The organism is Alcanivorax sp. HI0044, from assembly GCF_001634945.1.
Map to the genome: position 1 here is coordinate 1 of NZ_LWEZ01001463.1, position 488 is coordinate 488.

At 60.0% G+C, this 488-nt stretch carries 1 pseudogene; it reads left to right on the forward strand.

Annotation, left to right across the window (positions count from 1 at the left end):
• Positions 1-164 precede the first annotated feature (164 nt).
• A pseudogene (locus tag A3730_RS22055) lies at positions 165-488 on the forward strand (tRNA (guanosine(46)-N7)-methyltransferase TrmB); the annotation flags it as partial.

Here is a 488-nt window from a genome sequence, read left to right on the forward strand (position 1 = left end):
CACTTCAGGGCAGAGTTGTGCTGAATCTCTGTGCTCACTTTACCCATCATCGATCAAGATAGCGTGAAGAGGGAGCGCTCACCGTCAGCCGGTCCTTTTTGTTATAATCCACTGCTACAACGTCACTCTTTCATCCGCCTCTTTCATAACGGTAGTCCGGCCCCATGCTCGATTTCATCAACCACGATAAAGACCCGGAAACCGGCAAGGTCATGCGCAAGGTGCGCAGCTTTGTCCTGCGCGAGGGCCGCCTGACCGCCGGGCAACGCAATGCCCTGGATACCCTGTGGCCCCGCTTCGGACTGGAGCGGGATCAGGGCGCGCTGGATCCCGAACGCGTTTTCGGCCGCGATGCTCCGCGGGTGCTCGAGATCGGTTACGGCATGGGCCAGTCGCTGGCCCAAATGGCCGCCGCCGACCCGGACAAGGACTTTGTCGGTATCGAAGTGCACCGTCCCGGCGTAGGGGCCTTGCTCATGGAAATCGAG